The sequence below is a fragment of the Mycobacterium sp. TH-M106 genome, assembly GCF_057473765.1.
The window spans coordinates 1-12,265 of sequence record NZ_JBYCLE010000053.1 but is presented as its reverse complement, the minus strand read 5'-3'; the positions used below and the strand labels follow the sequence as shown (position 1 = coordinate 12,265).

Here is a 12,265-nt window from a genome sequence, read left to right as displayed (position 1 = left end):
TTGGGGTGTGCTCGGCGGCGATTTATGCCCGGATTTCCTCGGATGCCGAGGGCACGGGGTTGGGGGTGGCGCGGCAGTTGGAGGATTGCCGCAAGCTCGCTGCTGATCGGGGGTGGCCGGTCGGGGCCGAGTATGTCGACAATGACGTGTCGGCGTTTTCCGGCAAGCCACGCCGCCAGTACGCGCAGATGTTGGCTGATCTGGCATCGGGTGCCCGAGATGCGGTGATCGTCTACAACCTGGACCGGCTGCACCGCCGGCCGGTGGAGTTGGAAGAGTTCGTCACGCTGTGCGAGTCGGTGGGGGTGCGCGATCTGGCGACCGTGACCGCCGACATCGACCTCGGTAATGATGACGGATTGTTCATGGCCCGGATTTTCGCCGCGTTCGCCGCCAAGGAGTCCGGCCGCAAGTCGGCCCGTATCCGCCGCAAGATGTTGCAGAACGCCCAGGCCGGGTTGCCGCATGGGTCTATACGTCCGTTCGGGTATGAGGCCGACAAGATCACTGTGCGCGAGTCGGAGGCCGCAGTGATCCGCGAGATGGTGGACCGTTACCTTGCCGGGCAGTCGTTGCGATCGTTGACGATCTGGCTCAACGAGTCGCAGATCGCCCCGAGCGTGGCGACGTCGTGGCAGACGACGGCGGTGCGCCAAATCCTGTGCTCGGGCCGCATCGCCGGGTTGCGGGAGCACCGTGGTGAGGTGATCGGTGCGGCGGTGTGGCCCGCCATCATCACCCCGGCCGAGCGGGATCGGGTGCTGGAACGCGTGGCGGCCCGTGCGGTGACCAAAACCCGCACCGCCCGCACCTACCTGTTGTCGGGGTTGTTGCGGTGCGGGCGTTGCGGCAACCGTTTGTATTCCCAAGCCCGGCACAGCAATCCGCAGAATCGAGTACGCCGGTACGTGTGCCTCAAAGGCCCGGATCATGGTGGCTGTGGCCGGTTGACCGTGGTCGCCGCCCCGGTCGAAGAACTTCTGACCGAAGCGGTGCTGGCGCGGCTGGACTCTCCGCAGCTGGCGGACGCGCTGGCGGGCAAAGCCACCGCTGACGCCGATGTCGCCGCCCTGGCGGCTCAGGTCGACGCCGATCAAGAACGCCTCGATGAGCTGGCCGGGCTCTATGCCGACGGCGCGATCACTGCGCGGGAGTGGATCGCGGCCCGTGATCCGATCACCGACCGCATCACCGCGGCCCGCCGCGATATCGCCGCTGCCACCGACACCACCGCGGTCTACGAGCTGGCCGGTACCGGTAGTGCGCTGCGCAGCGGGTGGGACGGGCTGGATCTGGGTCGCCAGCAGGCGATCATCAAGGCGGTGTTGGATCACGCGGTCATCGCACCGGGCACCCCCGGCTCACGCAGCCTGGACATCGGACGGGTGGCACCGGTGTGGCGGGTCTGAACCGGTGGCCGCCCCTTCGGGTTCGCCCCGAGCAGGGTGGCGATGCGTGCGATGACGGCCGGGTCGGTGACGGTGACTGCCAGGTTCTGGCGTTCGCATGATCCGGTCAGCCAGGCGGTGAACTCCGGGCGCTCGTGCAGCGGGACCGCGCCAGCATCGTGGTTGCCGGCCGCTGGCGGGGGTGTTGTGGCCATCACCTGGCCCCGCGTGGTGGCGGCGGGATGCGGGTGCAGACAGTCCGGGATTCGGTGATGCCGGTGATGCGGGCGCTGATGTGGCGCAGGGCTGCGGAGATGACCAGGACGCGGTCCCCGGCGCTGGTGTGTCCGGCGCGGTCGAACTCCCACAGCATCTCATCGGTGCGGATCGGTTGCTGTCGCCCGCTTGTGCTTGCCGTCACCTCGTCAGCGAAATGAGCCGATCGTGGATCGTCTTGTGACTGTGAATGTTTGGCTATCTGGCGGCGGGTCCAGCTGGCGCGGGAGGCGCGCAGAGCGCCCATGGTGGTCGAGTAGTGCCGCGATTTGGTGGTGATGTGACCGCGGTAGCCCAGGGTGTGCAGCCAGCGCCCGATCCCCGCCAACGACGGACCCGCGGACGCTGAGTGTTCGGCGAGTCCGGCGATGGTGGACAGAATGGCCCGCACGTGTTCGCTGACATCCAGGTCGCTGATCGCCTCGGCGGACAGCCGGCGCGCGGTGATCCCGAAGTCCTGCAGGGATTTGGTGACGTATTTCGCCAGATATGCCGCGACCCGACGCGGCGAAAGCCGCGACGATGCGCCGGTTGCGGTTCCCGCTATCACGGAATCGCCTGTAGCCGTGATAGTTTCGGGTTCCAATGCTTGGGTGTCAATTTGGGTGCCGAACCGCACCGTGCGCACCCCGCCCTGGCTGGGGGAATCGTCGTCGCCGGCGGGCACGTCGATGCTGACGCGACCGGCAGCGTGTTGGATCAACGCGGCCAGCTCGGCGGCGGTGATCGGTGACGACCAGCCGGTGTGCTGGTCGTCTACCAGACGGGGCTCCCCACCACCCCGCGGGGCGGCGGGGCTGTAACGGTTGTGGTCACCCGATCCGGTGGTGTCGTTGTCGTCTGGTGGCGGGTCCAGGCGAATCAGGGCATGGATGTGGGGGATGGCGCGGGCTTGCAGTTCCACGACTTTGACGAAGCTGACCCGCACCGCACCCGCCTTCACCCCAAGCGTTTTCAATTGTGTTGCGACGGAACGCCTTAGTGCGATGGTGAACCGGCGCCACAGCTCGGGCAGATGCCACGTGAACAAGACATGCCCACGGTAGTCGTAGCAGTCCCGGCACAATGGTTGGCCTACCAGGAGGTCATTGATGTCGTGGGTTGTGTTGCAACGCAGCGATTTTGCGTGCCGGCAGTGGCCCGCCGAGCTAGTGCCCTTGCGAGGGTGGCAGGGTGTGCCGGTGGCGTTGTGCACCGCCCCGTAGCTCGGCGCGGTCAAGGTGGCGAACACTTGCGGGCGGGCCGCGACTTCGGCGGGTATGTTGTGGTGGCCGCCGGCGGCTCCGGCGTGGACGAGTTGCCAGGTGTCACGGGCATACAGGTCTGAGCATGACGGGCACACCGTCGCGCGGCGGTTGTTGCAGCGCGTCCACACGGTGTGTCGACGCCCGCCGGTGTCGGCGCCCGACAGTTGGATGGGGTGGGCGCAAAACCCGACCGATTCGGCGCGGTGCCACCACGACCCGAAACCGGGCGAGGATGCGCGGCGCAGCATCTGGGTGATCACCGCATCGGCATCGGCGGTGGTCGGTAGCCCCGGCAACACGATCATCGGGCTGTCCGCCGCGACGGTGCTCACCGCTGCCCCTTATTGCCACGCTGGCTAGTGCCAGGGGCGGTGTCTCCCGCGGTGCCTGGTGTGCGGGTGCGGGGCGCGGGAAAGGTTCGGGCCAGGACAGCGATGTCGCGATCGGTGACGTGAAACGCCCGGACCCGTATCGGTTCGGCGGTGCCGTCGATCATCACGTAGCCGACACCGGGGGTGGCATCGGCGATGAGGTCGCATTCGGCGCCGGCATCGCGGGCGCCTTGACCCAATACCATCGCGGTTTGGGTGGCTTCGGTCATGCGCAGCCCGATGCGCACAGTGAACAGCTGCCGCACCGGCAGGGTGTCTTTGGCCGGGTCTTGCACCGCGGCCACCACCGAGATCCCGACCGCACGCCCCTGGGAGAGCAGCAGGCCCAGCAGCTGTTCGATTTCGGTGCGCAGTTTGCGGTCGGTGACGTAGGCGGTCAGGGCGGCGATCTCGTCGATGATCAGCACGATCAGCGGTTCGGCCGGGGTGGGGGTGTGCAGGCGGGTGTGCCCGCGCAGCCGGGTGGCGCGGGTCTGCATCAACCCCACCAGCTGGCGCAGCAGCTCCAGGGTGGGTTCGCCGGTGTGGTGGCAGAACCGGGTAAACAGCGGCGCGCCAGCACCGAGTTCCATGCCGCCTTTGGGGTCGATCACGCATAACCGCACCCGCCCGGTCGCCACCTGGGGCGCCAGTCCGGTGATCAGCGACCACAGCACCGAGCCTTTGCCGGCTCCGGTGGCACCGGCGATCAGGATGTGCTGTCCCAACACGGGCAGCTGCCACCAGGTCCGCATCTCGGTGACCCCGACCCGCACCGCGGCCAGGTCGACCAGGGTTGCTCGCGTCGGCATCGGCAGTGCGATGGGTTGGGCCAGCACGTCACCGCGACTGATGATGATGCGCAGCTCGCCGGGGGCGGTGGCGCGGATCGTGACCCGCTCGGCCCGCCACGCCGCCGCCAGCGCCTCGCTACGTTTCTGCCAGTCGGTGATCGACTGGCCCGCCACCACCCGCACCATGAGAACGTCGGCGTGATTGCCGATCCGCACCGACCGCAAGGCCGGGACCAGGATGCGTGCACCGAGCCGGGCGGTCACACCGTGCAGGGTGCACATCGATTCCCAGGTGCGGCGGTAGCGCCACCACGACAGCCAGCGCTGCCGCACCGGGTCGCTCACCCACGCGGTAAACGAGGACGGCTCCACGACTGCCCAGCCGATATAGGCCGCGGCAGCCAGCCCGGTGGTGAGCAGGCCCGCGCGGGGGCCGTGGCCGATGGCGACCCAGATCGAGACGATGACCGGGATACTGAGGACGGGGAACAGGATTGCCCACCACAGCACCTGCCCGGTGGTTTTGACCAGTCCGACGATCAGCTCGCCGATCCAGTCGTCATCAGATGCTTGATTAGTGTTGCGGTTGTTAGGGTTTGAGGTGTTTGACATGAGGGCACGCTTTCCATTGCGACGGGTTGTGGTGTTGCCGGAGAGGCCGGCCCGACAGCTCGCGTTCGTGCGGGTGCTGCCGGGCCAGCCCTTCGGTTACCGGGCCTGCTGGCTCGCCTTCGCGGCGAGCGCACCTGGATCGGCGGCGGCGGTGATGGCCTCGGCGCGATACGCGATGCCCGAGCGGCCGTCCTGTGACCACGGCAACGCCACCAGACCCGACACCGCAACGGGTTGGCCGACAGTGACTTTCGGCTCACCGACCACGGTGACGGCTAGCACCTCGCCGCCGGTGGCGTCCAGGGCGATCAACTGCACCAGCCACAGCGCCTGCCCGGTGGCCTTGTCGATGCGTGGGGCGCCGGTGTCGAAATTGGTGCGCTGCTCCGGAATTCGGGTGCACAGAAACGTCACGCCGGTGGTCTCGATTCGCAATTTCATGATTGATGTGTCCTGCCTTCTCGGGTGAGCCGCCCAACGGTGTTGTTGGGCGCGCCACCCAGTGCAGCCCGGCACCAGCCAAGGTCGAGAACGGAGGACTAAAACACACAGCACGGCTGTGCAAAACTGTGCGGGATGGAATTGTTCGCACTGCTGGTCAGGTTCACTATTCGCGCAGGACACGAGGACGCCTTCGACGCCCTCGTCGCCCACACGCTGGCCGCGATCACTACCGAGGAACCCGACACGATCGTCTATGCCAGCCACACCCAGGCCGGCGAGCCCAGCGTGCGGGTGTTCTACGAGTGCTACCGCAACCACGACGCCTTCCAAGCCCACGAAGCCGCGCCGCACACCCGCCGGTTCCTGGCCGAGCGAACCCAGCACCTGGCCGGCCCACCCGACGTGTGGACACTTACCCCCGTTGTCGGTGCGGTCAACGGGCAGCCCTTTCGAGGCGACGGTGCCCCGCGCTGACCCCACCCCCGGCGACCTGGTTCGTACCTACCGAGAAGCAAAGAACTGGTCCCGCAAGCGCCTCGCCGACCACATGCACAAATCGGCCAGCTGGGTCTCCCAGATCGAACGCGGCGAAATACCGCTGAACGACCTCACCGTCATACAACGGCTGGCCGCGGTGCTGGGCGCGCCGTTACAGGAGCTCATCGAGGCTGCCCTGGGACCCGACGCCGAGACCGCCCGCAACCGGCCCTACGTGGAGCGGCTTCGTCTGGCCATCGCCGGGCACCCTGCTCCCGACAGCATCATCACACCGGTAGCCGACGGGCCACCCTGCGATGTGGAATCACTGCGACAGCGCACCCACCACGTCTGGGAGCGCATCCACGCCAGCGCCTACCGCGACATGGGGCCAGCCATCGCCGCCCTGATCAGTGAGCTGGAAATCGCCAGCCGCACCGCGGCGAAAACTCAACGCCCCGAACTTCTTTCGCTGCTCGCCCAGACCTATCAAGCCGCCGCAGCGATGCTGGTCAAAGTCGGTGACCGTGGTGCGGGATGGGTCGCCGCCGACCGCGCCATCGCCGCCGCCGAACGAACCCACAACCCCGCTCTGATCCTGGCCGGTCAACTGCGCATGGCCCGCACCCTGCTCGACTCCAGCGAACAAGCACTAGCCCGCCACGTCTTAACCCAAGCCACCCAACGCCACGACACCATCATCGCGGCCGGCGATCACGGCCTCATCTCGCTGGTGGGTTCCAGCGCGCTGCTGTTGGCGATTTTGCACGCCCGCGACGCCAACACCGAGGACGCCGAACAATGCCTGACGGTGGCACGCCGGCTCGCCGCCGTCCTGGGCGCCGACCGCAACCACCACGACACCGAATTCGGACCCACCAACGTGGCCATGCACGCCGTGGGGGTCGCGGTCGAACTCGGCAACGGACAACAAGCCCTCGACCGCGCCGCCCACGTCCGCCACCCCGAGCAGCTCTCACCCGAACGCCAAGCCCGCTACCTCATCGACATCGCCCGCGCTCACCTGCTGACCCGCTCCGGGCGCGGCGCACTGCTGGCCCTGATCAAAGCCGAACAGATCGCCGTCGAAGAACTCGCCGAATCACCGCGCGTCGCCGAACTCATCGACGACATCGAAGCCCTGCACCGACGCCCACGCCTATCCGGCCTGCGTGAACTCCGCCAACGCCTCTACGGCTGACCGGCTCCGATGCTGCACCGCCCCGACACACCAGCCATTTTTCCCCCGCCCAACGAACGCTGCCACCGCGGCCATTCATCCTGCAGCGCGCAGCCCCCGCAGCACAACGCCCACCCGAGCCGATCCACAGTGCGGGCGGCTACCTCCGGGCTGTGCTGCGCTCCCTTCGCTTCCGTCCGCTGGCGCTCCCGTCCGCGCCGGTCGCTCCACTGCGCCCTACGTCCGCCGCCCGCCAACCAGCCGTCAGTCCACCGTGTGAGAACTCCACACTGCCGGGCAACGCCCCCGGTGACCGCACACACCGACAGTGCCCCAGCCCGGGGACGGCCTCGCGGCCTCAACGCAGGCCACCGACCACATCAGAAACAGCCCCTGACCTCGCACGTGAGAACTTTCTTTACTGCTATCCAGGTTCTTCGGCCATCGCGATCAAAGCCGCTTCCGCGTGTGCACTACCTTGAACGATGACAGGCAAACTGGTCGTCGCGGGCCGATCAACCTTTTCAAGCAGGACACCAGGCGGGCAGCACCGCCTACCGACTTGCCCGTAGCAACGCCCGCCCAGCAGCCTCCATCACCGGCTTGGAACCGCACGAGCAAAATGATGCGCGTTGATGTGCAGATGATTTCTCATGTAAAGCCGATGGGCTGCTACTCGGTCTTCGCCAACACCGGAATCCAGGTGAACCGCTTCGCAATGCAGTCGTTCAGCCTCTTCGATGACCCACTGCATGAGCATATCGGCGTACCCGCGGCCGCGAGCATTCGCGACGGTGGAGACGTCGTCAACGTAGAGATAGTGGCCCCACGCCGTCGACCACGACTCGCGGAAACCGATCACCGACAACGCTGCGTTCGCATCATTCTCGAACACGCCGACTAGTCGATAGCCGTCCCGCCGAAGCCGCTTATCGATGAATTCGACTAGCGCTTCGCTGGTTTTCCAACGAGGCCGCAGCACCAGCATCGGAACGGCGGCTTGCGCCGTATGGCCCTCACAAATCTCCTGGACATACACCACGGGATAGACACTAGTCAGATCAGTGGTGAACCGCCGCATCGAGATGCAGGACTTCAGGTCATCACCGACCAACAGCCTGAAACCAATCCGCGCCGTCATGGTTTGCGTCTGACTTCGCCGCAGAGATGGGGCTGAGAAATTACCCAATGCTGGCAGTCTTCTCGGGTGATCCGAGAGGAGTAGTTCATGGCGGAGTCCAGCAACGATCGACGACGGCCGCGGAAGTTGTCGGCGGAGACGAAATGGGAGATCTTCTTGCAGGTGACATCGGGCGAGATCACCCAGGCCGAGGCCGCCCGCAGGTGGCAGGTGGATGTGTCGACGGTGATTGGGATCCGGCGCACGGTCAAAGACGCCGCGTTGGCGGCGTTGGCCCGCAAGCCCGGCCGTCCTGGAACCCAGCGCGATTGGCAGCTCGAAGCCGCCCGAGCCGAGATTGTCCAGCTCACCGAGGCGGTCAAGGCCCAAGCCATCGAGCTGGCGGTCGTGCGGGGAAAATCCGGTTGGGGCTAACTGGACCGGTGCCGGCGCGGGTCCCCGCCGAGGTCAAGGAGCTGGTCTTAAAGACGGTCGACGACGCGGTCGCGGCCGGGTTCGCCCACACCTGGGCATGCTCGCTGTGGCAGGTTTCTGACCAGCGGGTGCATCGGTGGCGGGCGCGCCGGCGCGACGCCGGCACCCTGGTCGATAAGGCGCCGGGCGGGCATCCGGTGCACGCGCTGCTGCCGCAGGAGATCGCCACGATCCTTGATATCGCCGAACGCTGGGGGCCGGTCGACCGCTCGCATCGCAAGCTGGCCCACCGCGGCTCCTATGAGCATCTGGTGTGGGTGTCGCCGTCCACCTTCCGCCGGGTGCTGGTCGAGCACGGCCTGTCGCTGCCCGAACCGGCGCCCCGCTCGCGCAGCGAGAAGCGGCCGTGGCCGGACTGGCTGGTGTGGGCGCCGAATCGGATCTGGATCTGGGATGCAACGCATTTCACCCGGGCTCGCCGCGTCTGCTTCGCGATCGTGGACCTGGTCAGCCGCAAGTGGATCGACACCCTGGTCAGCGTGGAGGAAACCGCCACCCAGGTGCAGGTGCTCTTCGAGCACGCCCTGGCAATCGAGGGGCTGCTGGAGCTGCTCACCGACGAGCGCCTCGACCTCGATCCCGAGGACCCCCGCCGGCCGATCCTGCTTGCCGTCAGCGATAACGGGCCGCCGATGACCGCCCACGACACCCGCGCCTTCATGGCTCTGATGGCCATCGTCTGCCACCATGGCCGTCCCGGCGTGCCGCAGGATCAGGCGTGGATCGAATCGTTCTTCGGCCACATCAAAGCCGAGTGGCCACACCTGGAGACCATCACTGACCCGACGCTGCTGGAAGCCGAACTAACCAGAGTACGAACGGAATACAATTCCGTACGGCTGCACGAAGCGATCGGCTACGTGACCCCCGATGATGAGCACACCGGTCGCGGCGAAGCCATTCGCCAAGCCCGCCGCGACGGACTTGAACGCGCCCGCCAGCAACGCATCGACTACCATCGCCGAACCAGCACCAACCCCACCGGAGAGACGCCATGAGTTGGGTAATTTCTCACACCACCTCTGCGGTTAAGTCAGAAACGCCTCAGTCACTTCGGGGCCGCTGCAGATGGGTATCGCGACAAGTAGCCTGCCAGTTTGCTGGCGGCGAGCGCTCGCGAGATACATCTGACCCGCTGCTCGTCTTACCCACACCGCGATTAGCCGAACTCGTCGCCATCATGCCGCCTGGCCGTCCGTCTGGAGTAAACAATCACATGTCGACCGCTGTTCGACATCCGCGCAACTCAGGCGTGTCTTTCGCTACACGGGTGCGGCTTTTTAGCCGCAGCCTAACATCTCCGGGAGACCACGTGTTTCTCCTATGTCAAGCCGCTGCCGGTTGGCAAGGCTTTTGACGATGTTGTTCATCGGTTTGGAGGTGGTGGAAGACGACGCGGGATAGGCGGCGTTTGAGGCAGCGCAAAGCTTCGGTTTTCGAGTCGCCGGCAGCAATGCGGTGGCGGTAGTAGGCCTGTCCGAGGCCATCGAGGCGGATTTGGGTGACGGCGATGCGGTGCAAGGCAGCGTTAAGTTGGCGGTTGCCCGAACGGGTCATGCGCACCCGCCCGGCGGTGTTTCCCGACCACACCGGCACGGGTGCCACACCGGCATGGCGGGCAAAAGCCGCCTCGCTTTTAAACCGGGTCACCCCGGCAGTTTCTCCGACCAGTTTAGCCGCGGTCAGCTCCCCGCAGCCCGGAAGAGAAAGCAGCACCGCGGCGACGTCGCGAACTCGCTGTCCGATGCGCTTGGCCAAGGCGTTGATGGTCTCGGTGAGCCGGGTGATGTCGGCCAGCTCGTCGCGGGCCAATTCAGCGACCAGGCCAGGCAGAGTGGCCAACCAATCACCGAGGATGCGGCGATGCTTCGCCAAATCCAGCGAACGGGCCTTCGGCGCGTGGTCGGGGTCGAGCTCATGCACCCGCCACAACAGCCGGTTAATGGTCGCCGTGCGTTGCGCCACAAGGACTTCGCGACGATCCACCAACAACTTCAACTCCCGCGACACCTCGTCATGGGCGGCGACCGGCAGATCAGGCTCACGCAGAAAAGCCCGCGCCACGGCTAACGCGTCGATCGGATCAGACTTACCCCGCGTACGCGCACTGGCCCGACTCTGGGCCATCAATTTCGGCGGCACCCGCACCACCGACTGACCAAAGCCCATCAGGTCACGCTCCAACCGCGCCGACAGGTGCCGACAATCCTCGATCGCCCACACCACCTCAACACCGAAATGGGTTTCCCCTCGTAGCGTGGAGATGTCGCTATTGAGGAGGCGGCGATGGCAGCAAACAGGCGGAAGTTCGATGAGGACTTCAAGGCTGGTGCGGTGCGGATCGTGCGGGAGACCGGCAAGTCGATCGCGCAGGTGGCCCGGGAGCTCGGGATCCACGAGGGCACGCTGGGTCACTGGTGCGCCCAGGAGCGGCGGCGCCGGGTCGGCGGTGACGATGAGTTGAGTGAGTCCGAACGCCAGGAGTTGATCCGGCTGCGAAGGGAGAATGCGGAGCTGGCGATGCAGCGTGATGTGCTCAAGCGCTCATGCGCCCTTTGGGTTCGAGAAGCGATGGGCCGGTAGAGATGTCGCGGTTCATCGACTCCCAGAGGGCACACTACGGCATCGCGCACGCCACGACATGCCGGGCGTTGGGGATCTCGCAGTCATGGTTTTACAAGTGGCGCCACGGCGACGCCTCACCACGGCACGCCCGCCGCAAGGCACTGACCACCAACATCGGGCGGCTGTTCGCCGCACACAAGGGAAAATACGGATCCCCGCGGATCTGTGCTGACCTTCGCGAGGAGGGCTGGAGCATCAGTGTCAACACCGTCGCCAAGATCATGCGTGAGCAGGGCTGGGTGGCTCGCCCCAAACGGCGCCGCCGGCATAACACCCGGGCAGGCAAAGGCCGGTGGCGAGCACCTGACCTGGTTAAACGCAAGTTCGCCGCGCAACAGCTCAATGGCAAGTGGTACGGCGACGGTACCGAAGTGCCCACCGACGAGGGCAAGCTCCAGTTGGATTCGGTGCTCGATGTGGCCTCACGGCGCATCGTCGGGTTCGCGATCGGTGAGCGCCACGACGCCGAGCTGGCCTACGGCGCGTTGTCGATGGCGGTCGCGGTTCGCGGCGGAAGACAGGAGGTCGCCGGGGTCATCTTGCACACCGATTATGCCGAGGTTTTCGTTAAGCCGAGGGACTCTAAGCCATGTTGTGCTGCTTGATGTTTCGTGTTTTTCTCCGGCTTAACGTTTCGCTGCCTGGTTAGCGTTTGTCGTGTCCATGCCCCTATGGGAAGGAGACGGCGATGGATACGACGATCACTGGGATCGGCGCGGTTGTTGTTGCCAAGTTGCGTTCGGCCGGCTACATGGAGTCGACGATCTACAACTATTCGAAGAGCATCAAGGCGCTGACCTGCTTTGCGACGACGTGCGGGACGGATGAGTACTCGATCGAGATGGGAGCACGGTTCGCGGAGTTGACGACGAGCCCGCGCACCGGCCGGTTCAGCAGGCAGCGGATGCACGATTATCGGCGACTGGTAGCCCTGTTCGACTCGTATGTCACGACGAGCAGGGTGGATCTGTCGATGCGCACCCGGGGTGGCGGCGGCCCAAGGCCGACATCGCCGCAGTTCACGACCCTGGCCGCGTCGTGGGAAACGGACATGGCCGAGCGCGATCTGGCCGCTGCCACGCGAGAGGCGTACGGGCGGGTCGCCCGCGGCTATTTGTGTTTCCTCGAATCACGAGGCATCGGGGCGTGTCATTCCATCTGTGTAAGTCCGGGGTGGTCCATCATCGGACCGCCGTTGGGCGGACAGAAGGAGTGTTTTGTGACCAAGACCATGCA

Annotated in this window: 12 protein-coding genes and 2 pseudogenes; 8 read left to right on the top strand and 6 right to left on the bottom strand. The window is 66.0% G+C overall.

From position 1 onward, the window contains the following. Positions 1 to 5: 5 nt before the first annotated feature. Entirely contained in the window at positions 6 to 1,409 is a 1,404-nt protein-coding gene (locus AC2VOP_RS01805) for a recombinase family protein (protein ID WP_486959374.1), read from the top strand. Here AC2VOP_RS01805 and AC2VOP_RS01800 read toward each other — a convergent pair. From AC2VOP_RS01800 to AC2VOP_RS01785, 4 genes are all read right to left on the bottom strand, one after another. Next, a complete protein-coding gene (locus AC2VOP_RS01800) occupies positions 1,331 to 1,603 on the bottom strand; it encodes a hypothetical protein (RefSeq protein ID WP_486959372.1) in 273 nt (90 codons plus the stop codon). The two genes, AC2VOP_RS01805 and AC2VOP_RS01800, sit on opposite strands and share 79 nt — an antisense overlap. Further along, positions 1,603 to 3,216, bottom strand: coding sequence for a replication initiator (locus tag AC2VOP_RS01795; protein ID WP_486959373.1), 1,614 nt, complete (start codon positions 3,214 to 3,216; stop codon positions 1,603 to 1,605). Before AC2VOP_RS01795 ends, AC2VOP_RS01800 begins: the two co-directional genes overlap by 1 nt. Positions 3,217 to 3,239: 23 nt before the next feature. After that, positions 3,240 to 4,688, bottom strand: a complete 1,449-nt coding sequence (locus tag AC2VOP_RS01790; protein WP_486959371.1) for an FtsK/SpoIIIE domain-containing protein — start codon at positions 4,686 to 4,688, stop codon at positions 3,240 to 3,242. Positions 4,689 to 4,784: 96 nt separating this feature from the next. Beyond that, entirely contained in the window at positions 4,785 to 5,129 is a 345-nt protein-coding gene (locus tag AC2VOP_RS01785; protein ID WP_486959370.1) for an SCO3933 family regulatory protein, read from the bottom strand. Between the two features lie 135 nt (positions 5,130 to 5,264). Here AC2VOP_RS01785 and AC2VOP_RS01780 point away from each other — a divergent pair, with 135 nt between their 5' ends. Both AC2VOP_RS01780 and AC2VOP_RS01775 read left to right on the top strand, forming a co-directional pair. Then, a complete protein-coding gene (locus tag AC2VOP_RS01780) occupies positions 5,265 to 5,606 on the top strand; it encodes a putative quinol monooxygenase (protein WP_486959369.1) in 342 nt (113 codons plus the stop codon). Beyond that, the gene (locus tag AC2VOP_RS01775; RefSeq protein WP_486959368.1) at positions 5,593 to 6,810 is read left to right on the top strand and encodes a helix-turn-helix domain-containing protein; all 1,218 of its coding nucleotides are present in this window, start codon (positions 5,593 to 5,595) and stop codon (positions 6,808 to 6,810) included. Before AC2VOP_RS01780 ends, AC2VOP_RS01775 begins: the two co-directional genes overlap by 14 nt. A 574-nt stretch (positions 6,811 to 7,384) precedes the next feature. Here AC2VOP_RS01775 and AC2VOP_RS01770 read toward each other — a convergent pair. Further along, positions 7,385 to 7,930, bottom strand: a complete 546-nt coding sequence (locus AC2VOP_RS01770; RefSeq protein WP_486959367.1) for a GNAT family N-acetyltransferase — start codon at positions 7,928 to 7,930, stop codon at positions 7,385 to 7,387. An 87-nt stretch (positions 7,931 to 8,017) separates the two neighbouring features. On the opposite strand from AC2VOP_RS01770, the gene AC2VOP_RS01765 reads away from it, so the two are divergent. Next, complete coding sequence (locus AC2VOP_RS01765; protein WP_486959366.1) at positions 8,018 to 8,344, top strand: helix-turn-helix domain-containing protein; 327 nt, start codon at positions 8,018 to 8,020, stop codon at positions 8,342 to 8,344. 8 nt (positions 8,345 to 8,352) lie between these two features. Further along, positions 8,353 to 9,402, top strand: a complete 1,050-nt coding sequence (locus tag AC2VOP_RS01760) for a transposase (RefSeq protein ID WP_486959365.1) — start codon at positions 8,353 to 8,355, stop codon at positions 9,400 to 9,402. Positions 9,403 to 9,730: 328 nt separating this feature from the next. Here the strand turns inward: AC2VOP_RS01760 and AC2VOP_RS01755 are convergent. Continuing rightward, positions 9,731 to 10,642: pseudogene (locus AC2VOP_RS01755) on the bottom strand (IS110 family RNA-guided transposase); the annotation flags it as partial. A 48-nt stretch (positions 10,643 to 10,690) separates the two neighbouring features. Between AC2VOP_RS01755 and AC2VOP_RS01750 the strand changes: the two are divergent. From AC2VOP_RS01750 to AC2VOP_RS01740, 3 genes and pseudogenes are all read left to right on the top strand, one after another. Next, a complete protein-coding gene (locus tag AC2VOP_RS01750; RefSeq protein ID WP_486959364.1) occupies positions 10,691 to 10,987 on the top strand; it encodes a transposase in 297 nt (98 codons plus the stop codon). A 2-nt stretch (positions 10,988 to 10,989) separates the two neighbouring features. Continuing rightward, complete coding sequence (locus AC2VOP_RS01745) at positions 10,990 to 11,634, top strand: IS3 family transposase (protein WP_486959363.1); 645 nt, start codon at positions 10,990 to 10,992, stop codon at positions 11,632 to 11,634. Between the two features lie 83 nt (positions 11,635 to 11,717). Then, positions 11,718 to 12,265: pseudogene (locus AC2VOP_RS01740) on the top strand (hypothetical protein); the annotation flags it as partial.

Excerpts from the sequence above, each read along its gene's own strand:
- AC2VOP_RS01800 (WP_486959372.1), bottom strand. The coding sequence starts at position 1,603 with ATGGCCACAACACCCCCGCCAGCGGCCGGCAACCACGATGCTGGCGCG.
- AC2VOP_RS01795 (WP_486959373.1), bottom strand. The coding sequence starts at position 3,216 with ATGATCGTGTTGCCGGGGCTACCGACCACCGCCGATGCCGATGCGGTG.
- AC2VOP_RS01790 (WP_486959371.1), bottom strand. The coding sequence starts at position 4,688 with ATGTCAAACACCTCAAACCCTAACAACCGCAACACTAATCAAGCATCT.
- AC2VOP_RS01785 (WP_486959370.1), bottom strand. The coding sequence starts at position 5,129 with ATGAAATTGCGAATCGAGACCACCGGCGTGACGTTTCTGTGCACCCGA.
- AC2VOP_RS01780 (WP_486959369.1), top strand. The coding sequence starts at position 5,265 with ATGGAATTGTTCGCACTGCTGGTCAGGTTCACTATTCGCGCAGGACAC.
- AC2VOP_RS01770 (WP_486959367.1), bottom strand. The coding sequence starts at position 7,930 with ATGACGGCGCGGATTGGTTTCAGGCTGTTGGTCGGTGATGACCTGAAG.
- AC2VOP_RS01765 (WP_486959366.1), top strand. The coding sequence starts at position 8,018 with ATGGCGGAGTCCAGCAACGATCGACGACGGCCGCGGAAGTTGTCGGCG.
- AC2VOP_RS01750 (WP_486959364.1), top strand. The coding sequence starts at position 10,691 with ATGGCAGCAAACAGGCGGAAGTTCGATGAGGACTTCAAGGCTGGTGCG.
- AC2VOP_RS01745 (WP_486959363.1), top strand. The coding sequence starts at position 10,990 with ATGTCGCGGTTCATCGACTCCCAGAGGGCACACTACGGCATCGCGCAC.